The sequence below is a fragment of the Arthrobacter sp. Ms25 genome (genome assembly GCF_059090365.1).
This window is the reverse complement of sequence record NZ_JBNHFP010000002.1, coordinates 258280-278151: the sequence shown is the minus strand read 5'-3', so window position 1 is coordinate 278151 and position 19872 is coordinate 258280. Positions and strand designations below refer to the sequence as shown.

General features: G+C 67.7%; 22 protein-coding genes. 14 read left to right on the top strand and 8 right to left on the bottom strand.

The window, feature by feature from the left end; genetic code table 11:
* Positions 1–24: 24 nt before the first annotated feature.
* Together AC5RT8_RS05835 and AC5RT8_RS05830 are read right to left on the bottom strand one after the other, a co-directional pair.
* Positions 25–705, bottom strand: coding sequence for a class F sortase (locus tag AC5RT8_RS05835; protein ID WP_494094768.1), 681 nt, complete (start codon positions 703–705; stop codon positions 25–27).
* Positions 706–730: 25 nt separating this feature from the next.
* Complete coding sequence (locus AC5RT8_RS05830; RefSeq protein ID WP_494094767.1) at positions 731–1504, bottom strand: hypothetical protein; 774 nt, start codon at positions 1502–1504, stop codon at positions 731–733.
* Positions 1505–1804: 300 nt separating this feature from the next.
* Between AC5RT8_RS05830 and AC5RT8_RS05825 the strand changes: the two genes are divergently transcribed.
* On the top strand, positions 1805–2437 hold the full coding sequence (locus AC5RT8_RS05825; RefSeq protein WP_494094766.1) for a sigma-70 family RNA polymerase sigma factor: 633 nt from the start codon (positions 1805–1807) through the stop codon (positions 2435–2437).
* Positions 2434–3207: an anti-sigma factor gene (locus tag AC5RT8_RS05820; protein ID WP_494094765.1), complete on the top strand. Its 774-nt coding sequence runs from the start codon at positions 2434–2436 to the stop codon at positions 3205–3207. Before AC5RT8_RS05825 ends, AC5RT8_RS05820 begins: the two co-directional genes overlap by 4 nt.
* A gap of 87 nt (positions 3208–3294) precedes the next feature.
* On the opposite strand, the gene AC5RT8_RS05815 is transcribed toward AC5RT8_RS05820, so the two are convergent.
* Positions 3295–3600 carry a variant leucine-rich repeat-containing protein gene (locus AC5RT8_RS05815; RefSeq protein WP_494094764.1) on the bottom strand — a complete coding sequence of 102 codons (306 nt, stop codon included), beginning with the start codon at positions 3598–3600 and terminating at the stop codon, positions 3295–3297.
* Positions 3601–3898: 298 nt separating this feature from the next.
* On the opposite strand from AC5RT8_RS05815, the gene AC5RT8_RS05810 reads away from it, so the two are divergent.
* The 11 genes from AC5RT8_RS05810 to AC5RT8_RS05760 all read left to right on the top strand — a co-directional run bounded on the left by AC5RT8_RS05810 (position 3899) and on the right by AC5RT8_RS05760 (position 14909).
* On the top strand, positions 3899–5011 hold the full coding sequence (locus AC5RT8_RS05810; RefSeq protein ID WP_494094763.1) for a DUF475 domain-containing protein: 1113 nt from the start codon (positions 3899–3901) through the stop codon (positions 5009–5011).
* A 12-nt stretch (positions 5012–5023) separates the two neighbouring features.
* Positions 5024–5611, top strand: a complete 588-nt coding sequence (locus AC5RT8_RS05805; RefSeq protein ID WP_494094762.1) for a TerD family protein — start codon at positions 5024–5026, stop codon at positions 5609–5611.
* A 29-nt stretch (positions 5612–5640) separates the two neighbouring features.
* Entirely contained in the window at positions 5641–6222 is a 582-nt protein-coding gene (locus tag AC5RT8_RS05800) for a TerD family protein (RefSeq protein WP_494094761.1), read from the top strand.
* A gap of 31 nt (positions 6223–6253) precedes the next feature.
* Positions 6254–6835 (top strand): TerD family protein, encoded by a 582-nt coding sequence (locus AC5RT8_RS05795; protein WP_494094760.1) that lies wholly within the window; start codon positions 6254–6256, stop codon positions 6833–6835.
* 94 nt (positions 6836–6929) lie between these two features.
* Complete coding sequence (locus AC5RT8_RS05790; protein WP_494094759.1) at positions 6930–8123, top strand: toxic anion resistance protein; 1194 nt, start codon at positions 6930–6932, stop codon at positions 8121–8123.
* A 38-nt stretch (positions 8124–8161) separates the two neighbouring features.
* Positions 8162–8680, top strand: coding sequence for a hypothetical protein (locus AC5RT8_RS05785; protein WP_494094758.1), 519 nt, complete (start codon positions 8162–8164; stop codon positions 8678–8680).
* Complete coding sequence (locus AC5RT8_RS05780) at positions 8680–9231, top strand: TerD family protein (RefSeq protein WP_494094757.1); 552 nt, start codon at positions 8680–8682, stop codon at positions 9229–9231. The genes AC5RT8_RS05785 and AC5RT8_RS05780 overlap by 1 nt, the downstream gene beginning before the upstream one ends.
* 3 nt (positions 9232–9234) lie before the next feature.
* Positions 9235–10158: a hypothetical protein gene (locus AC5RT8_RS05775; RefSeq protein WP_494094756.1), complete on the top strand. Its 924-nt coding sequence runs from the start codon at positions 9235–9237 to the stop codon at positions 10156–10158.
* Positions 10159–10162: 4 nt separating this feature from the next.
* Positions 10163–11353: an HpcH/HpaI aldolase/citrate lyase family protein gene (locus AC5RT8_RS05770; RefSeq protein WP_494094755.1), complete on the top strand. Its 1191-nt coding sequence runs from the start codon at positions 10163–10165 to the stop codon at positions 11351–11353.
* On the top strand, positions 11350–14106 hold the full coding sequence (locus AC5RT8_RS05765) for a phosphoribosyltransferase domain-containing protein (protein WP_494094754.1): 2757 nt from the start codon (positions 11350–11352) through the stop codon (positions 14104–14106). Before AC5RT8_RS05770 ends, AC5RT8_RS05765 begins: the two co-directional genes overlap by 4 nt.
* Positions 14103–14909: an HAD family hydrolase gene (locus tag AC5RT8_RS05760; RefSeq protein WP_494094753.1), complete on the top strand. Its 807-nt coding sequence runs from the start codon at positions 14103–14105 to the stop codon at positions 14907–14909. Before AC5RT8_RS05765 ends, AC5RT8_RS05760 begins: the two co-directional genes overlap by 4 nt.
* A gap of 43 nt (positions 14910–14952) precedes the next feature.
* Here the strand turns inward: AC5RT8_RS05760 and AC5RT8_RS05755 are convergent, their stop codons facing one another.
* The 4 genes from AC5RT8_RS05755 to AC5RT8_RS05740 form a co-directional block, all read right to left on the bottom strand.
* Positions 14953–15375 carry a hypothetical protein gene (locus AC5RT8_RS05755; RefSeq protein WP_494094752.1) on the bottom strand — a complete coding sequence of 141 codons (423 nt, stop codon included), beginning with the start codon at positions 15373–15375 and terminating at the stop codon, positions 14953–14955.
* Positions 15376–15521: 146 nt separating this feature from the next.
* Positions 15522–15785: a hypothetical protein gene (locus AC5RT8_RS05750; RefSeq protein ID WP_494094751.1), complete on the bottom strand. Its 264-nt coding sequence runs from the start codon at positions 15783–15785 to the stop codon at positions 15522–15524.
* A 32-nt stretch (positions 15786–15817) separates the two neighbouring features.
* On the bottom strand, positions 15818–15997 hold the full coding sequence (locus AC5RT8_RS05745; RefSeq protein ID WP_494094750.1) for a hypothetical protein: 180 nt from the start codon (positions 15995–15997) through the stop codon (positions 15818–15820).
* Between the two features lie 72 nt (positions 15998–16069).
* Positions 16070–17254: a thiolase family protein gene (locus tag AC5RT8_RS05740; RefSeq protein ID WP_494094749.1), complete on the bottom strand. Its 1185-nt coding sequence runs from the start codon at positions 17252–17254 to the stop codon at positions 16070–16072.
* A gap of 112 nt (positions 17255–17366) precedes the next feature.
* Here AC5RT8_RS05740 and AC5RT8_RS05735 point away from each other — a divergent pair, with 112 nt between their 5' ends.
* On the top strand, positions 17367–18581 hold the full coding sequence (locus tag AC5RT8_RS05735; RefSeq protein WP_494094748.1) for an acyl-CoA dehydrogenase family protein: 1215 nt from the start codon (positions 17367–17369) through the stop codon (positions 18579–18581).
* A gap of 7 nt (positions 18582–18588) precedes the next feature.
* On the opposite strand, the gene AC5RT8_RS05730 is transcribed toward AC5RT8_RS05735, so the two are convergent.
* Positions 18589–19785 (bottom strand): hypothetical protein, encoded by a 1197-nt coding sequence (locus tag AC5RT8_RS05730; protein ID WP_494094747.1) that lies wholly within the window; start codon positions 19783–19785, stop codon positions 18589–18591.
* Positions 19786–19872: the final 87 nt, after the last annotated feature.

The following is a 19872-nucleotide window of genomic DNA, read 5'->3' as shown; positions in this document are numbered from 1 at the left end:
CAGGCCCCGGAAGGGCCCCCTGGTTCAGCGGGTAAGAGTTGCATAGACGACGTAGTTGTCCTCGAAGGACCCGGTGGCGGCGTCGAACCCGTCGCAGGTGATGAGCCGCAGTTCCGCACCGGCAGTGTTTCCGTACACTTCAAGCGTCGGGAAGGTGTCTTTGCCGTACTGCTCTCCGCGGTCCACGGCGAAGGTCGCGGTCGACCCGTCTTCCCTGGCAACTTCCAGCCGGTCGCCGGGCTTCAGGCTTCGCAGGTTCGCGAACACTCCCTCGCCGCCGCCGGTGGCATTGACGTGTCCCAGCAGGACGGCGGGACCGCGCTCCCCGGGTGTGGGGGAACCGGTGTACCAGCTCGCCGGTGACCCCGGCGGCTCCGGCGGAACCTCGAGGGAACCGTCCTCCCGCAGTCCCAGATGCAGAAGCGGGGATTCGGTGCCGACGGACGGGATGGACAAGGACACCGGGGCGGACGGCGCCAGTACCGGTGGCTGATCCGCCGCCGGAGCGGCAGGCCCGCCGGGGGCCGGGGATTGGGTCGGCGCGGCGGCCGGGCTCGGTGCCGCGGACGGGGACGCCGACGTCGAGGGGTTCGCGGGTGCTCCGGCGTCCGGGGTGGCCGTACCGGTGCATCCGGAGAGCAGGAGCAACGCGGCCGCCGCGCAGGACATCAGTCCTGCGCGGCGGCCGTGGCGGGATGCCGTCATGGGATCGACGCTCCGGCTGCCGGTCTTAGGCGTTGGCCCGGCGGCGGATAACCATCGCCGCGCCGCCCAGGGCCAGGACGCCCGCGCCGGCGACGGCGAAGCCTGCCGCATTGCCGTTGTCGGCGGCGGCTTCCACACCGGTGTCTGCTCCGCCCTCAGGCATCGCGGCCATCTGCGAGCCGGTGAGGGTTCCGCAGGCTGCCGGGAGGGTGGCTGCTGCAGGCAGCGACGGATCAAGGTCGGACATCTTCTCGGACGCGGCGGCCGGCATGAGCGTCGGGTCCACGCCGTGGACAACAACCACCGCGGATCCGTCCTTCAGGGATGCTGCGGTCTCGGGAGTCAGATCGAAGGTGCGCTCATAGGTGTAGGCGGATCCACCGGGGAAACGTTCCACGGCCAGTGCGGAGTCTGCACTGGTATCGCCTTCGGTGGTCAGCGAGTTGCCGATGTGACCGTAGAAGGGGTGCCCCTCGGTGGTGTTGACGACGCCGTCGCCGTCGGTATCGGCGTCAGGTCCCGGGCACACACCCTGGGCGGCGATGTGGATGTGCTGGGCGTGCGGGAAGGGGCCGTCCATGAACGTCTCGGCCGCACCGGAAACGTTGACCGTCACTTTGGCCTCCGTACCGTGCACGTCCACCATGGCCTGGCCGGTGGTGCCCGAATTGTTCATCGTGTTCAACGTGGCCTGGCTGGACCAGGAATCTTCTCCATGGGCTATGGCGGGGGCACTCGAAAGGGCCAGCGCACCCAGGGCCAGGGTGGGAACGGCAAGCAGGCGCATCTTCTTGTTCATGATCGGTTCCTTCGTCGTGTCGGCATGCACAGGGTGGTGTGTGCATCGGTCGTTAGACATGGAAGGTTCGGAGCCAATCCCCGCCCGGATGGGTCGTGAGGGAAATTACTTTGAAATCTTCGCCGGCTACGTGCTCGGGGAGATGGAAGAGACACCCATCCGGTTGCAGTCCGGCTGCGAACACTGGGTATGGAGTGGTTCGCAGGCAGGTGCGAAAGTATGACAGTGTTCTCATCGAACATCTCCCCGTCCGTTACCTCGGAGGGGCGCCGTTGTCGAAGGGATGACCTGTGGGAGCCCATGACTGACGCTGGGACCGGCCCGGCGGATTTCACCGCCCGGCCCGGGGCTGCAGCATCACCGGATTCCCTGCCGGGTGACCGCAGCGGTGAACTCGCAGAGCTGGTGCGGCGGTCCGGAGAGGGAGACGAGGCGGGTTTCGCTGCCCTTTACGACGCCACTTCGGCCAAAATCTACGGGCTGGCAGTGCGGGTGACCCGGTCTCCGGAGATTGCCGCCGAAGTTGTCCAGGAGGTGTACCTGATGGCCTGGCAGCAGTCGGCCCGCTTCGATCCGGACCGGGGAACCGTGCTGGGATGGTTATGCACCCTCGCGCACCGCAGGGCAGTGGACCGGGTGCGCCAGGTGGCACGGGAACGGGACCGGGAACAGACCTATGAGGACGAACGGACCGGAACTCCCGTGGACTCGACATGGCAGGAGGTGGAGGAGGGCATGAAGAACAACGAAGTGCGGAATGGGCTGGGCTCCCTCACACCGCTCCAGCGTGAAGCCGTTGCCATGGCCTATTACCAGGGTTTCACCTACCAGGAGGTAGCCTCGCGGCTCGAGATCCCGCTGGGTACGGCCAAAGCACGGATCCGTGACGGGTTGAACAGGCTTCGGTCGGCATTGGGAGGAGGACGGTCATGAACCAGCACAATCAGGATTCCGTGGAGATACATGATCTGGCCCCGCTGTACGCCGTTGATGCCCTGGAACCGGCGGAACGGAGCGAATTCGAGCAGCACCTGGCGGACTGCCCCCGCTGCCAGGCCGAGGTTGCCGAGTACGCCGAGGTCACCGCCGGCCTGGCCGCCGGGATGGAACAGACTCCGCCGCCTGCCCTGCGCGCCTCCGTGCTCTCCTCCATCCACGGCACGCACCCGTTGCCCGGTCCCCAGACCGAAGGGGCTGCCGTAGCCGAGCCCGCCGTCGTCGTCTCCTTGGACGAACGACGCCGGCGCCGCAACCGACGGCTGCTTACGGCAGCTGCGGCCGCGGTCCTCCTGCCGGGAATCGGCCTGGCCGGGTGGGCATTGGGCGTCCAGTCCGAACAACGCCAGCAGGAACAACTGACAGCACAGGAACAGGATCGGGAAAACCGTCTGCTGTCCGCACCGGATGTCGCCACTCAGCAGGTGGACGTCAACGGCCGGCCGGCCACCCTGGTCGTTTCACGGACGGAAGACGCGGCTCTGTTTGTCGCCGACGATCTGCCCAATCCCGGCGAGGGGCAGGAATACCAGCTCTGGCTGCTCGAGGGTGAGACCCCTGTTCCGGATACCCGCTTTGCCGGCGGCGACGTCAGCATCTGGCTCAGCGGCGACGTCGCCAGGGCCGGAGCCGTGGCACTGACCGTCGAACCGGCGGGCGGCTCCGACACCCCAACGTTCCCGCTGGTAGCCGTGGCGGAAATCTAGTCGCGTCTGGAAGGACACTTCCCCTTAAACGGCAACATCCCGCCGCATTGACTTCATGCAGCGGGATGCTCCTCTTGTCAGCAGAGGTCAGCGGGCGCGGCGGGCCAGGGCCTCATCCACGCCCGCGTCGCCGAGGGCACCCAGCCATTCGAGCAGCTCCGGGCCGGCAGCCGGGTTGGCGGCCACGGCCGGGCGGGCCAGCGGATAATCGGTGGCCAGCTCCTGCAGCCGAAGGGGGTCCGTTCCGGGGTCCTCGGCCTCGGCCAGGACGGCGACCTCGGCCGGGTCCACCTCAGCAGGTGCTGCCGCCGATGCACCGCCGCTGACGACGTCGGCCGCCGGAATGTTCATAACCGGTTCCGCAGCGCCGTTCCCGTTCATTTCGTCCTGCATGCAGTCCTCCTTCACGTGGGTGCCTGAGTAAGCAGGCTTTCCATTATTCTTTCAGACCGCTGAGCCGCCGCCCAATCACGGGGCAGCCGCGGCCACCGGAGTCCGTCCTCCGCCCCGGTGCACCTGGCACTCCCGGCGCTACCCTCTCCGCGAACGGCACCGCCGGTAGTTGCCCGCGGTGTCCGGGGTGCGACATACTGAAGCCTAATTCGAATCGGATGAAGCCATCCTCAACCTAGTTTTTGCCCTTCCCGCCCCCCACCGGCTGCGCGCAGGAACTAAAGGAGCTGCAAGCAGAGTGTTTCTCAAAACTTTCGGTTGGTCGTTTGTCATCACGGCCGCCGCGCTGGTCACGGCGTTCTTCTACGGTGGGGTAGAGGCGCTCATCCTCTGCGCCATCCTCGGCGTGCTTGAAATCAGCCTTAGCTTCGACAATGCCGTGGTCAACGCCCGCATCCTCGAAAAGATGAGCCCGTTCTGGCAGAAGATGTTCCTCACCGTGGGCATCCTCATCGCCGTCGTCGGCATGCGCATCATCTTCCCGCTGATCATTGTGGGCGTCACCGCCAGCATCAACCCGATCGAGGCCCTGCAGCTCGCCCTGGAGAAGGGCGACCCGGAGGAGCCCGGCACCTACGGTTACCTGCTGCACGAGGCACACCCGCAGATTGCGGCCTTCGGCGGCCTGTTCCTGCTGATGATCTTCCTGGACTTCATGTTCGAAGACCGCGACATCCGCTGGCTGCGCTGGCTGGAAACCCCGCTGAGCAAGATCGGCAAGGTGAGCGGAGCGTCCCTGATCGTCGGCCTCGCCGCACTGCTGGCAGCTGCCAGCCTGGCCGACGCCGAGCACACCACCGACATCTTCGTTGCAGGTGCCGCCGGCCTCATCACCTACCTGCTGGTCACCGGCCTGGGTGACATGTTCGACGTCGACGGCGACGAGGACTTCGACGCCGACGACGCGTCCGCGAAGGTGAGCAAGAAGTCCGGCAACGGCGAGCTGGTGAAGGCCACGGGCAAGGCCGCGTTCATGCTCTTCCTCTACTTGGAAGTCATCGACGCGTCCTTCTCCTTCGACGGCGTCATCGGCGCCTTCGCGATCACCTCGGATCCGATCATCATCGCCCTGGGCCTCGGCCTGATCGGTGCGATCTTCGTCCGCTCCCTGACCGTCTTCCTGGTCCGGCAGGGCACCCTGGACGAATTCGTCTACCTGGACCACGGCGCGCACTGGGCGATCGGCGCCCTGGCAGCCATCCTGCTGCTCACCATCGAACTCGAGATCAACGAGGTCATCACCGGCCTGATCGGCGTGGTCTTCATCCTCGCCGCCCTGATCTCCTCGATTGTGCGCAACAAGCGCACCGCGAAGTCCGCCGCCGCCAAAGAACCCGCGTACACCAAATAACAAAGGAGAATCATGGGCCTCAGCCTGCAGAAAGGTCAGTCGCTTTCACTGACGAAGAAGGACGGCGGCGCACTGAGCAAGACGCGCCTGGGACTGGGCTGGGATTCCGCCGCCCCGGCGAAGCGGGGCCTGTTCGGCAAGAAGACCGCCGAAGTGGACCTCGACGCCTCGGCCATTTTCTTCGACGCCAACGGCAACGCGGTTGACCAGGTCTGGTACGGGCAGCTCGCCAGCAAGGACGGCTCCGCCAAGCACACCGGTGACAACCTCACCGGCGCCGGTGAGGGCGATGACGAAGTCATCCTGGTGGACCTCTCCGCGGTTTCCCCCGCCGTGCAGAACATCGTGTTCGTGATCTCCAGCTACAGCCGGCAGACCTTCGACCAGGTGCAGAACGCCTTCTGCCGCCTGATCGACGACTCCACGCCCGGCAGCCCCGAGATTGCCCGCTACCAGCTGACCGACGCCGGCACCCACACGGCCATGGTCATGGCCAAGGTCGGACGCGAAGGCTCGGGCTGGAGCTTCAAGGCCATCGGCGAACGCGCCCAGGGCCGCACCGTGAAGGACCTGATCCCCACGGCTGCCCGCTCGCTCTAAACCACCCGCCGTCCTCAAAGGAGAGCACCTTGTCCAGCCTGACCCTTTCCAAAGGAAGCAACCTTTCCCTGACCAAGGCTGACCCCGGTCTGGAACGGGCCCTGATCGGCCTGGGCTGGGACCCGCGCACCACCAGTGGTGACCCGTTCGACTTGGACGCCTCCGCACTGCTGCTCGGGGCCAACGGCAAGGTGCGCTCCCAGGACGACTTCATTTTCTACAACCAGCTGTCCGCCAAGGACGGCTCGGTGGTCCACCAGGGCGACAACCGCACCGGCCAGGGCGACGGCGACGACGAGCAGATCCTGATCGACCTCAGCATCCTGACCGACGACGTCGACCGCGTGGTCATTGTGGTCTCCATCGACCAGGCCGAAGCCCGCCACCAGAACTTCGGGCAGGTGCGTGATGCGTACTGCCGCGTGGTCAACCAGGACACCGACGCCGAGGTGGTCCGCTACGACCTCAGCGAAGATGCCGCAGCGGAAACCTGCATGATCTTCGCCGAGATCTACCGGAACCGCGGAGAGTGGAAGTTCCGTGCCGTCGGCCAGGGCTACGCGTCCGGCCTGTACGGGGTTGCCACCGACTTCGGCATCGCCCTCGACTAATTTCCCCCACGTCTACAAGGAGCTGAACACCATGGCAGGTCTGACCCTCACCAAGGGCAACAATCTTTCCCTCACCAAGACCGATCCCGGACTGCAGAAGGCCGTCGTCGGCCTGGGCTGGGACCCGCGCACCACCACGGGCGAGCCCTTCGACCTCGATGCCTCGGCGCTGATGATCGCGGCGAACGGGAAGGTGCGGTCCTCCGACGACTTCATCTTCTACAACCAGCCCGCCGCCAAGGACGGTTCCGTCACCCACCTGGGCGACAACCGCTCGGGCGCCGGCGAAGGCGACGATGAGCAGATCCTGATCGACCTCACGCAGATGGCCGCCGACGTCGACCGCGTGGTCATTGTGGTCTCCATCGACCAGGCCGATGTCCGGAACCAGAACTTCGGCCAGGTCCGCGGGGCGTACTGCCGCGTGATCAACCAGGACAACGACAGCGAAATTGTCCGCTTCGACCTCAGCGAGGACGCCGCGCCGGAAACCTCCATGATTTTCGCCGAGGTGTACCGCAACAACGGCGAGTGGAAGTTCAAGGCCGTGGGCCAGGGCTACGCCACCGGCCTGGCCGGCATTGCCACCGATTTCGGCGTACAGCTCAGCTAGACTCGGTTTCCAGTTACACCCTGCGGGGAGTGTTCCGCAGGCCGGGACACTCCCCGCATCCGTATACGCAGCTCAACCAAGAAAAGGCTGGACCATGACCACACCGTTGACTCCCCCGGACGCCACCGAAGCCGCCCTGGTGCTGAACGCTCCGGAACCGCCCGCTCCGGTCGCTCCCGAGAGCGCACCGGGCATGGTTCCAGTCCCGGAGGAACGCCGCGCCGAAATCGCCGCGCAGGCTCAGTCCTTCATGGAGGAAGTTTCCAAGCTGGATGCGCGCAGCCCGGAATTCACCGCACAGGTGGATTCCATCAACAAGCTGGCCGGACAGGAAATGGTGCAGTCGGCCGGGTATTCCTCCCGCCTGCTGGACCGTTCCTCCACCTCGGTGAACGGGGCGAAGAAGTCCGGCAACGACGCGCAGAAGAAGGTCGCCACCACCCTCGGCGACCTGCGCAGCACCGTCGAGGACCTCACCCCGAACCAGGCGAACCTGGGCACCGGGCGCAAGATCCTGGGCTTCATCCCCGGCGGCAACAAGCTGGCCAAGTACTTCCAGAAGTACGAGTCCGCCCAGGTGCAGCTGGACAAGATCATCAAGGCCCTGATGGCTGGCCAGGACGAACTGCTCAAGGACAACGCCGCCCTCGCCGGAGAAAAGGTGGAGCTGTGGAAAACCATGCAGACCCTGAGCGAATACTCCGTGCTGGCCGAGTCCCTCGACGCCGCGTGCGTGCAGAAGGTGGACAAGCTCAAGAACGCCGGACAGATTGAGCAGGCCAACGCCCTGGAGGCGGACGTGCTCTTCCCGATCCGCCAGCGCCGCCAGGACATCCTGACCCAGCTGGCCGTGTCCGTGCAGGGCTACCTGGCCATGGACCTGATCCGCAAGAACAACGTGGAACTGATCAAGGGTGTCGAACGCGCCCGCACCACCACCATTTCCGCGCTGCGCACCGCGGTCATCGTGGCCCAGGCCCTGGCCAACCAGAAGATGGTCCTGGACCAGATCGACGCGGTGAACACCACCACGAACAACATGATCCTGAGCACCAGCGAAATGCTCAAGGACCAGACGGCCCGCATCCACCAGCAGGCCTCCACCTCCGGCGTGAGCGTGGAAACCCTGCAGAAGGCCTTCGACAACGTGTACCAGACCATGGACGCGATCGACACGTTCCGCACCGAGGCGGCCCGCAACATGGAAGGGACCGTGAAGTCCCTGGAGTCCACCATCACGCAGGCCAAGCCCTACCTCGAGCGCTCCCGGCAGAGCGAGTCCCGCTAAATGCCGGAACGGACAGCCCCGGCGGAAAGGATCCGGCCATGCCAGTAGGCAGGTTCTTCGGTTCCCTCTTCGGCAACTCGCCCGAACCGGAACCGGCGCCGGAGCTGTCCGCAGCCGCATCGTCGTCGGGCCCCGACGCCGAGCACCGGGAAACCATGACGTCCCTGGAAAACCTGCGCACCGCCGTGCGCCGGGCCGGCGGGGCCCTGCCGACCTCCATATCGTCCATGGTCCGGCAGATCGACGACATCCTGGCGCCGCTGGTGGACTATGTCGGCAGCAACGGGGCGTCCACCGAACAGCGCGTGCTGCTCAACGCCATCATCACCAATTACCTCCCCACTCCCCTGCGCGCCTACGTGGCCCTCAGCGACCGAGAGCGGACCGAGACTTCAGAGGCCACCATATTGCTCGTTGACCAGTTGACCATCCTCGAAGGGATAGCCCGGGACCTGGAGAACCAGGTCCGTACCGGAGCCATTGCCGAACTGTCCGCCCACGGACGGTTCCTCGATGACAAGTTCTCCCCCTCCTCCCTGACCTTCGGGGAGCACTGATGGGAACCCTGGTGGCCGGCGCCAATGCCGCCCTCACCGCAGAGAACCCCGGCCTGACGTCCGTGCTGGTGGGACTGGGCTGGGACGTCATCCCCAGCCGCGGCCCCGCCGCCGAGCTGGTTCCCCTCACGCTGCTGTGCGGCGCCGACGGGCGGGTCCTCTCCGACGCGCACCTGGTCTTCTTCAACCAGATCGCCAGCCCCGAGGGCTCGGTCCTGTTCGAGGGCGACGACGACACCGAGCAGATCGACGTCGACCTCTCCCGGGTGCCGGACGCCGTCTCGAAGATTGTCTTTGCCGTCTATGCCGATCCGGAAATGCGCGGACCCGGCACCTTCGCCGCCGTCCGCAGCGCCTATATCCGGGTGGCCCGGCCGGACGGCGGGGAACTGGTCCGCTTTGACCTGCCTGCGGCGAACCGGGACTCCATCACCGCGATGATGTTCGGCGAACTGTACCGGCACCGCACCGACTGGAAGTTCCGCGCCCTGGGCCAGGGGTACACCACCGGCCTGCGCGGACTGGCCGCCGACTTCGGATTCGATCTCTAGGCGATGGCCGTCAACCGCTCGTCGGCCGTGCGCACCGACCTTCCCTTCCTGACCCGCCGGGTCAAGCCGCGGGCGCAGGCGCCGGCCGCACCCCCGGCAGCCGCCCCGGCCGCACCCCCGGCTGCCGCGCAGGGAACGACGACGGCCCCGCGCCTGACGCCCAGCGCTCCGGCGCCCCGGGCGACACCTGCCCCGGCTGCCCGTCCTGCATCCCCGGCACCGGGGTCCCTGTCACTGTCCCCGCCGCCCCGGCAGGAGGCCGCGCCGTCGGTCTCCCCGTCACTTTCGCTGGGCCTGTCCCCCAACGCCGAGGCGGCGAGCAGCCGCAGCGCCGGAGCCTCGGCGCTGCGCCCGGCGTCGCCCTCGGGCACGCCGGAACCGGTCCGCGTCGAGCCCCTGCACAGCAGGCTGTTCCCGGCACCGGGAATGGGCGACCTGCGCAGCCTGGACCGGCAGAACCCGGTAGTGCGCCTGACCCCGATGGAGTCGGCCGTGGGCAGCCTGGTGGTGGCCGGAACCGTGCGTGCCGTGTGGGAAGGACCGGGATTCAGTACCGGCTCCGTTTCCGCCGGAGAGTTCCGGCCCGAAGACCTGGAGGGTGTCCTGGTCTCCACCCCTGGCAACCGTCCACTGGTCGGCTACGAGGATGAGCTGGCCCTGATCCCGCTGCGCCACGTCCGGAAACTGCGGCGTGCGCTGTTCTTCCCGAAGCCGAAGCAGCCCATGAGCGTGGGGCTCTACAACGGCAGGTCCATCACCATCCCCGCGCAGGCGGGCCAGCGCAGCTTCTACGTGCTCTCGGTGATCCGCATCGGCGATGTCCTGGAGCTGCGCGCCGAAGAAATCCCGTACGGCATGGAGTTCAAGGCCATCTGGGAGGCCTTCGGGTTCACCATGACCACCCGCCTCCCGTACCAGGGGCGGTAACGCCATGCGGCATTTCTCCTACCTCAGCGAGCCGGAAACCGCCCGCCTGTTCCACCTTCCGCCGCAGGAACTGACCCTCGAATCCGATGCCGGACTGCTGGCGACAGCCCTCGGGGCCACGCTCTATTGCCCCGCCACCCGGCCGGACCTGGTCAAGGACATCCGCAAACAGGCCGCCCGCGGCGCCGTCAGCATGGTGATCTGCCTCGAGGATTCCATTGCCGACGCAGAGGTTCCGGCCGCCGAAGCCAACGTCGTCGAAGCCCTCACCGAACTGCACGACGCCGGCACGCCCGGGGCTGCCGGCTACGAGGACCTGATGCTCTTCCTCCGGGTCCGCACACCCGAGCAGATGCTGGACCTGGCCAGGCGCAGCGGGCGCGCCCTGGACGTCCTCACCGGATTCGTGATTCCGAAGTTCGAGAACACCTCCGGTGCCGCCCAGCGTTTCCTCGACGTCCTGCACACGGTGAACGCTGCCCGCCTAGCGGCAGACCCCGGATCCCGGTCCCTGCGGATCATGCCGATCCTCGAGTCGCCGCTGATGATCCACGCAGAGACCCGCACGCAGACCCTGGCCGGCATTTACGAGGTGCTCGAAGCCAACCGGCCGGACATCCTCGCGGTGCGGATCGGCGCCACGGACATGTCCAGCGCCTACGGGCTGCGCCGTTCCCGGGACCTCACCATTTATGACGTGAAGGTGGTCTCGGCGGTGATCGGGGACATCGTCAACATGCTCGGCCGGCCGGACGGCTTTGTCATCAGCGGTCCGGTCTGGGAACACTACAGCTCGGGTGAACGGCTGCTGCGTCCGATGCTGCGCGCCTCCCCCTTCGCCGAGGCCGACGAACTGGGCCTGCGCCAGCGGCTGCTGACCGCGAACCTGGACGGCCTGATCCGGGAAATCGAACTGGACCAGGCCAACGGATTGCTCGGCAAGACCGTCATCCACCCCTCGCACGTGCCCCTGGTCCACGCCATGTCCGTGATCAGCCACGAAGCGTACCTGGATGCCCTGCATATTTCCGGTGCGTCCGGAGGCGGCGCCGCGGCGTCGCCGTACCGCAACAAAATGAACGAAATGAAACCGCATCAGGCGTGGGCAGCTTCCACCCTCGTCCGGGCCGCCGCCTTCGGCGTCGCCGCCCCCGACATCACCTACGTAGATCTTCTGGAAGCGAGCATGAATTGAAGCAGCACCCCTGGACCGGCGGATTTGTCCACGAGGCCCTGGGAGTGCGGATCACTTCCGATCCCGCGGCGCTGCTGCCGGTGGAGGACCTGGTGGGACTGGCGCTGCGCCGCAACCCCCGCCGGGCACACCTGCTCGTTTCCCGGGTGCTGGCCAAGCATGTCCCCACCGAACCTGCCCTGGTCCTGGCCGCCGGTGAGCTGCTCGGCGCCCTGGCCGGTGCGGCACTGGGCAGCACGGTCGACGGCTCTGTGCTGCGCAGCGTCGCGGGGGAACTGCAGGCGGTGCTCGAGGACGCCGACGGCACCGCGGGAGGCGGAACGGATTCCGCTGCCGCCGGTCCCGGAGCCGCCCGGTCACCGCGCGCCCGGCTGCAGTATGCCCGCGAACGGCTCTGGGCCCTGCCCGTCTCGCACCCCGACGTCCTGACCATCGGCTACGCGGAGACCGCCACCGGGCTGGGCCGGCTGGTCGCCGACATGCTCGGCTCCTACTACATCCACTCCACCCGGCATGCCCCCGAAGGCGCCGTGGCATACGGCGCGTTCGAGGAGGCGCATTCGCATGCCACCTCGCACCGGCTGCTGCCCGTGGACCCTTCGGCCCTGAACAGGCCGGCGCCGGTGGTGCTGGTGGACGATGAGCTCAGCACCGGCGCCACGGTCATCAACACCATCACCGAACTGCATGCTGTGGCACCGCATCCGCTGTATGTGGTGGCATCGCTGATCGACCTGCGGTCCGACGCCGACCGGGCGCGCTTCGATGACCTGGCGGAAGAGCTGGGCTGCAGCATCCAGGTGGTGGCGCTGGGGACCGGCAGTGTCGACCTTGGGGAGGACATCCTGGACCGGGCCCGGGAGCTGATCGGCGGGCTGCCCGCACCGGCGTCGGCCGCTCCCGCTCCGGAATCCCTGGGCACCGTGAGCATGGTGGACTTCACCACCGCTCCGCACCGGCTGCGCAGCGACCGGTTCGGGAACCCGGCCGGCGTCTCCTCCGAATACCTCGGCAGCCTGCCGGCGCCGCTGCCCGGTGCCGTCTGCGGCGAGGATCTGGCCTGCATAGCCGGGCAGGTTGCGGCCGCACTGGCCGGACCCGGAGGGGCAGCGGGTCCGGGCTTCGCCGGTGCTGTCCCTGCACCCGTGCTGGTGCTGGGCTGCGAGGAGTTCATCCACGTTCCCCTGACCATCGCCAATGCCCTGGCCGAGGCGCTGCCGGATGCCGCCGTCCGGTTCTCCACCACCACGCGCTCCCCCATCGTGCCGATTGACCGGCCGGACTACGCCATTGCCAGCGCCGTGGACTTCGACAGCCACGACGTCACCGAAGACGGCCCCGGCCCGCGCCACGCGTACAACGTGGGACCGGGCAGCCGAGGAAGCTTCGGCAGCATTGTCCTCGTGCCCGAACCCGGCACCGATCCTGCCGCCATCACCGGCCCGGGCAGCGTGACCGAGGCGCTGCGCGCGGTGACCGGCGCCGTCGTCGTGGTGCTGCTGCCTGCAGACATCCCGGCACCCGGGGACTGGGCCGAGCCCATTGACGTGCCCGAGGCGGTTCCCGCGGCCGTGCCGTTGACCGGACCCGGGTTCGGCTCCTACGCGCCTGAGGATGTGACCTGGCTGCTTAAGGACCTGCGCGATGCGAAGCTGGAGGCCCCGACCGCCGAGCGGGAGGCCGCCATCCAGTCCGGCGGGGCGAACTACGCCGAGTCGCTGCCGATGGAGTACCTGCCCTCGGCCCAGTACCAGGACCTGTACGAGGAAGCCCTGCGCCGTTCCGCACCGCGGGTAGCCTCCGCCGTCGGCACCGTGACCGAACTGGCGCTGGCCGCCCGGAACCGGGAGCCGGTGCTGGTCTCGCTTGCGCGGGCCGGTACACCGATCGGGATCCTGATGAGGCGCTGGGCAAAGCGGATGCACGGGCTGGACCTGCCGCACTACACCATGAGCATCGTGCGCGGCGTGGGCATGGACGAAACGGCGCTGCGGTATCTGGCGCGGACGTATTCACCCGAGCGGATCCTGTTCGTGGACGGCTGGACCGGCAAGGGCGCCATCACGCGCGAGCTGACTGCCGCACTGGATCGGTTCGAAGCAACCGACGGGGTCCGGTTCTCGTCCGAACTCGCGGTGCTGGCCGATCCCGGCCACTCCGTGGAGCTGTTCGGCACCCGCGAGGATTACCTGATTCCGTCGGCCTGCCTGAACTCGACCGTCTCCGGGCTGGTGTCCCGGACCGTGTTCAACAAGGACCTCATTGCCCCGCACGATTTCCACGGCGCGAAGTTCTACTCCCACCTTGCCGGTGCCGATGTGTCGCGGGACTTCCTAACCGCGATTGAGTCGCACTTCGACCAGGTGCGGCCCGAGGCTGAGGCTGCGGCGGCGTCGTTGGCCGCAGCGGACCGGACCCCCACCTGGGTGGGCTGGCAGGCGGTGGAACGCCTCAGCGAGGAGTACGGCATCCATAACGTAAACCTGGTGAAGCCCGGCGTCGGCGAGACCACGCGAGTGCTGCTGCGCCGGGTGCCGTGGAAGGTGCTGGTGCACCCCGGGGCGCTGGAGGACGTGGCGCATGTGCTGCTGCTGGCCGAACAGCGCGGCGTGCCGGTGGAGGAGGTGCCGGACCTGCCGTTCAGCTGCGTGGGCCTGATCCATCCCCGGTTCACCGCCGGTGCCGTGGGCGCGGACGGGCGGGCTGTTGCTGCTGCCGGTACCGGTGCTGCCGCTAAGGGGGTCGACGCGTGAGGACGATGCTCGCCTCCGACCTGGACCGTACCCTGATCTACTCCGCCAATGCGCTGTTCCTGGATACCGCCGACGCGCAGGCTCCGGCCATGGTGGTGGCCGAGGTCTACGAAGGAAAACCGCTGTCCTTCATGACCCGCACCGCCGAGGAGTTGCTGGTGGCGGCCGCGGAGGCGTCCGTGTTCGTGCCCGTGACCACCCGTACGGTCGCGCAGTACCGGCGGATCCGGCTGCCCGGGCCGACGCCTGAGTATGCGGTCACCACCAACGGCGGCGTCATCCTGCACCACGGTGAGCCCGACGCCGACTGGCAGGCGTCCGTGCGCGGCTCGGTGGGCTCCGCCTGCGCTCCGCTGGCGGAGATTGAGACGTATCTGGGCCGTCCCGAGTTCTCTGAATGGATTCTGAAGCTGCGGACCGCCGAAGACCTGTTTGCCTACGCCATTGTGGACCGCGAAGCGCTGCCCGGTGAGTTCCTGCTGGCTCTGGAGGACTGGTGCGATGCGCGGGGCTGGACGGTGTCGCTGCAGGGCCGCAAGCTTTACTGCGTGCCCACGCCGGTGACCAAGCAGCAGGCCGTGGCCGAGGTGGCCCGCCGCGTCGGTGCGGACCGGATCATTGCGGCCGGGGATTCCCTGCTGGACCGGCCGATGCTGGAAGCCGCCGATGTCGCCTTCCGTCCCGCGCACGGGGAACTGGACGACGCCGGCTACTTCGATCCGCACCTGCAGGTGACCGGGGCGCGGGGCGTGCTGGCCGGGGAAGAGATTGTCCGCCGGATGCTGGAGCTGGTCCGGGGGTAACCCCGCCTGCCGGTAGTGCCTGCACCTTCGGCTCCGTCAGTTCTCAGATGTTGATGCGAGGCGGGGCGGGGGCGGGCTCGGTGACCGGCCGGTCCATACCGAGCACCCCCGCTGCGTAGCTGAGGAATTCATCCAGCCGCCGGTTGAACGTCTCCGGAACACCAAAGGACTTTCCGCTGCCGAGCCGGAAACCGAAAGTGTCGAACGCATGCACCTCGATGGCCGTGCCGGTCCCGGATTCGGTTTGGGTTTCGGACACGGTGAAGGTCAAAGCGACCGGCAAGTTCGCGCGGCCTTCAGCCGTCATGTTGCCATACGTCCGGTACAGCGCATTGGATCCCAGGTGCACCTCCAGCCGGAACTTTTCCCGCCGGACGTCCTCCCCGTGGGAACCAAACGCTGCCGCCAGCGCGTCCAGGACTGCCTGCGGCGGCTGGGCCGCAGTCCACTGTTCCTTCTTTTCCACAATCGGTTTAGTACTGAACAACCGCATGGTTCTTCCCCCATCTAGACACCATTTATTTGCCACAGCCTATCTTGGAGAAATTGCGGGTGTGCAAGGCAGGTAAGGCCCACGACAGAATCGGGCCTGAACCTTACGGCTAGGGTCCCCTACCTCGGGCGTTTTACCCGGAGCGCAGCGGCGACTTTCCCCAGCAGGACTTCCAGCCGGTTCGCGAAGGTTTCATCGGCTCCGAAATACATCGGGCCTTCTATCCTGAAGCCGAACGTGTCGAAGGCCCGAGCCGCGATACTGGTCCCCGAAGGCGTGACACTTGTCCGGAATTCAACGGCCACGGGCAGGCTGGCCCGGCCCGCGGCGAAGAGGTTTCCCCAGAACCGGTACCGCCAGTTGGGTGCTCCCGGGTTTCGCATTTCCTGGATTTTCCTGTGGGCACGCTCCGGACTCATCGCCGGCCCGCCCTGATCTCCAATACCAGCAGGGTAAACAGTCCGGCCATGAGCGCTACCGGCATCGCAAGCATCATCGGGTTGAAGAGCGGCGGGTACAACACCGCAACTACCGCCAGGACCAGCAGCAGGACGCACGTAGGCACAAGAACCGCAGCCCGCCGTCTCACGTTCATGCTCCCCTATTCCCCACGTCCTCACCGGTGAGGCAGACTAGCGCCACCCCGCTGGGAAAGCCAGCGTGTGTCCTACACCCGCTCCAGCAGCATCGAGACGCCCTGGCCAAGCCCGACGCACATGGTCACCAGACCCTTCGAAGCACCCTCGCGCTCCATCCGGTTGAGCATCGTCACCGTCAGCCGGGACCCCGAGGACCCCAGTGCATGCCCCAGGGCGATGGCGCCGCCGTCGTGGTTCACGATCGACTCGTCCAGGTTCAGCGCCCGCAGGCACGCCAGCGACTGCGCGGCGAACGCCTCGTTCAGTTCGACGGCCTCGATGTCACCCAGCGACCAGCCGGCCCGGTCCAGCACCTTCTGCGTCGCCGGCACCGGCCCGATCCCCATCACGGCGGGGGCCACCCCGGCCGAGGCGCCGTCGACAATCCGGGCACGCGCGTGCAGGCCCAGCCGGCGGACGGCGTCGGCGCTGGCGACGACGACGGCGGACGCGCCGTCGTTCAGCGAGCTGGAGTTTCCGGCGGTCACCACGCCGTCGGGCCGCACGATGGGCCGCAGCTTCGCGAGCGCCTCGATGCTGGTTTCCCGGCGCGGACCCTCGTCCGTTTTCACCACGCCCTTCTTTGTTTCCACCGGCACGATCTCGTCCGTGAACCGGCCCTCGTCGATGGCAGCGAGGGCGCGGGTATGCGAGCGCAGGGCGAAGGCGTCGGAGTCCTCACGGGAAATCCCGTCCCTCGTGGCCAGTTCCTCGGCGGTTTCGGGCATCGAGTAGGTGGTGCCGGGCATGTCGTAGAACTTCGGGTTGGTGAACCGGGCGCCGATGGCCGAATCGGCCAGCTCTCCCGGCTTGGCGAAGGCCTTCTCGGGCTTGGCCAGCACCCACGGCGCCCGGGACATGGACTCCACTCCCCCGGCCACCACAATGTCCGCCGCCCCGGAGCGGATCATCTGCGCGGCGGTGATGATCGCGCTCAGGCCGGAGGCACAGAGCCGGTTCACGGTCATGGCCGGCACGGTGTCGGGGAACCCGGCGAGCAGGGTCGCCATCCGTGCCACGTTCCGGTTGTCTTCCCCGGCCTGGTTGGTGTTGCCCAGCAGTACCTCGTCGACGTCGGCCGGTTTCACGCCGGCGCGGGCGACCGCCTCGGTGAGCACCAGGGCCGCGAGGTCGTCGGGGCGGACGCTCGAGAGGGCGCCGCCGTAGCGGCCGACGGGGGTGCGGACACCGGATACCAGATACGCCTCGCTCATGCTGGAAATGGTACTGCGCCCGGAACGAGTAATGTGACTTGGACAACACGCCACCGATTTCCGGCACCACCGCCCGTTCCGGCCGCAGCGCTGCGGCCGCAGGAGGAACCTGATGAGCATCCCCGCCACTCCCCCCGCCGCCTCCGCCGCACCGGACCTCGAAACCCTGCGCACGGCGTCGGACGTCCTGGGCCTGGACGCGCTCCTGTCCGAGGAGGAACTGGCGCTGCGCACCAAAGTCCGGACCTTCGTGGACGAGCGCATCCGCCCGAACATCAAGGACTGGTACGAGGATGCGGTCTTCCCGGTGGAGATTGTCCGGGAATTGGGCGAGCTCGGGGTGCTGGGCATGCACCTGGAGGGCTACGGCTGCCCCGGCCGTTCCGCCGTCGAATACGGAATCGCCGCGATGGAGCTGGAGGCGGGAGATTCGGGCCTGCGCACCTTCGTCTCGGTTCAAGGCTCGCTGGCCATGACCGCAATCCATAAGTGGGGCTCCGAGGAGCAGAAAAACCGCTACCTGCCGGGCATGGCTCGCGGGGAACTGATCGGCTGCTTCGGGCTCACCGAACCCACTGCCGGGTCCGATCCGTCGAGCATGACCACCTTTGCCCGGCGCGACGGCGAGGGCTGGGTCCTCAGCGGAGCCAAGCGGTGGATCGGGCTGGCGTCCATTGCCGACGTCGCCGTCATCTGGGCACAGACCGACGACGGCGTCCGCGGCTTCCTCGTGCCTACGGACACCCCGGGCTTTACCGCCGTGCCGATCGAACCGAAACTGTCCATGCGCGCCTCGATCCAGTGCGATGTTTTCCTGGAGAACGTGCGTCTGCCGGATACGGCACTGCTGCCCGGCGCGAAAGGGCTGCGCGGGCCGTTCTCCTGTCTGAACGAGGCCCGCTACGGGATCCTCTGGGGCTCCATGGGCGCTGCCCGGGACAGCTACGAGGAGGCGTTGAAGTACTCCCTGGAACGGCTGCAGTTCGACAAGCCGCTGGCCGCCTACCAGATCACCCAGGAGAAGCTGGTGAACATGCTGCTGGAGATTTCCAAGGGCGTGCTGCTGGCCATCCATACCGGGCGGCTCAAGGACGCCGGGACCCTGGAGCCGGTGCAGATCTCCGTGGGCAAGCTGAACAACGTGCGCGAAGCCATCACGATCTGCCGGGAGGCCCGGACCATCCTGGGCGGCAACGGCATCACCCTGGACTATTCACCGCTGCGGCACGCGAACAACCTCGAATCCGTGCGGACCTACGAAGGCACCGACGAGGTGCACACCCTCATCCTGGGCCAGCACATCACCGGGATGTCCGCGTTCCGGTAACGGATGCCTAGCGGGCGGCGGGCACCGCTTCGACGGCTACCTCCTTCACATCCGGGGCAACCGACGGCGGAGCGAACGACGACGACGGCGGGGACGGGCGCTGCGGTGCCGGCGGCGCCGGCGGTCCCGGGAAATCCGGCGGAAGAACCGGGAGATCGGGCTCCGGGCTCGGGTCCGGCGGTTCGGGCGGTCCCGGGGGCGTGGGTGGCGGCGTCGTCGGGTCCGGATTCGGCGGCCGGGTCGGCGGACCCGTAGGTGGTTCCGTGGGCGACGGTGTCGGGGGCTGGGTAGGCGGGCCCGTTGGTGGTTCTGTCGGAGGATCCGTTGGTGGTTTGTCCGGCGGCTCCGTCGGGGGTTCGGTCGGCTGCGGCGGCCGGTCGGCCGGCGGGTTCGGGGACTGGGGCGCCCCGCCGGGCTCCTCGATCCGTGCGCGTTCTTCTGCTGCCTTTTGCTCTGCCATCTGCTGCTCCCGTTGAATCTGCCGTTCCCGGTCCTCTTCGGCGGAACGTGCCGTCTCCGCCGCTGCCTGTTCCTCCGCTAACCGATCGGCCACGGATTCCTCCAGCCAGACGAGCCGTCCGTCCGCCGCGCGCGTGCAGAGGTAGTCGGCCTGCAGCTGGGTGCGTGCTTCGCCCGGAACCCGGCAGAGCTGGTTGGCCAGGGATGCCACCGCCGGATCCAAGGGGGACGTATCCCCAAGCAATGCATAGCGGCCGGGTTTGTTATTCGCCTCCGCTGCTTCCTCCTGCGCCGGCGGCCGGTCCTGCCGGAGGACGGACCCGGGCGGCGGCGTCGTCGGCGTCGTTGGGAGCGCAAAAAGATCGGGCCTCGGCCGCAGACCTGCAGCGTCGTCCGCCAGCGACTTCCCGACCGGCTTCGGGGTGGAAACAATGCCTGCCACCATCCCGACCACGAGCACGACAGCGCCGAGGGAGAGGGCGAATTTCCGCTGCTCGAGGGTGCCCAGGTTCGCCCAGGTGCGGCGCCGGAACCCCAGGGCATAGAGGGCGGTGAGCACCAGCAGGAACCCGACGGCCAGCAGCCAGACGATGATGCCGAGGCTGCCCAGCAGAGCCGCCGCAAACAGCAATCCGGCGGCCAGCGCGAGAACCAGCCACGCGGAGCGGGGATTTCCGAGACCGGGACTTCGCTGACGCACGGACGCATCGACGGGAACTGCTGCTGGTGTTGGTCCTTGCGACATGGTGCCTCAGCAGGGTGGTGCCGGTCCGGCCGCCCCGGTCTGCGGGATCCGGCCGGCTTCTGGCGGCAACACCGCCGCCAGGTATCC